Origin of the sequence: Vibrio sp. 10N.222.49.C9 (assembly GCF_041474985.1) — a bacterium.
Classification (GTDB): Bacteria; Pseudomonadota; Gammaproteobacteria; order Enterobacterales; family Vibrionaceae; genus Vibrio; species Vibrio crassostreae_C.
The window spans coordinates 1-374 of record NZ_JBFRVD010000391.1 but is presented as its reverse complement, the minus strand read 5'-3'; the positions used below and the strand labels follow the sequence as shown (position 1 = coordinate 374).

Below are 374 nucleotides of genomic sequence, written 5' to 3'. Positions count from 1 at the left end.
CGAAAACTTCTATCGAGATATTAAGCAAATCTTTTGATCGTGAAATTGGCTTAGAAATAAATAGAACATATTTGGACTCTAGGCTTTATTATTCTTATACAATCAAATAGCACTAACCACCTCACCAGCAATACATCAATACTTACATTGAGGTGGCTATAATTTTTGTTAGCTCGCTACCAGTTCCGGTGCCTTGCGACTGCGATAGAGATGGCAACCCGCAAGGAATATCAAGCAACCAATAATGATAAACACCCCTTTATCAGTCCAAGACTCAAACCAAACACCAATGCCCACGATAAAAATACCGAGGATCTGACTCATGCGCCCTAGGTACTTACCTTGGCGTCTATCAACCTCAGCTTCCTCTTTGC

Annotated in this window: 1 pseudogene; it reads right to left on the bottom strand. The window is 40.6% G+C overall.

The window, feature by feature from the left end:
• Nucleotides 1–168: 168 nt before the first annotated feature.
• Nucleotides 169–374, bottom strand: a pseudogene (locus AB4585_RS23655) (transporter); the annotation flags it as partial.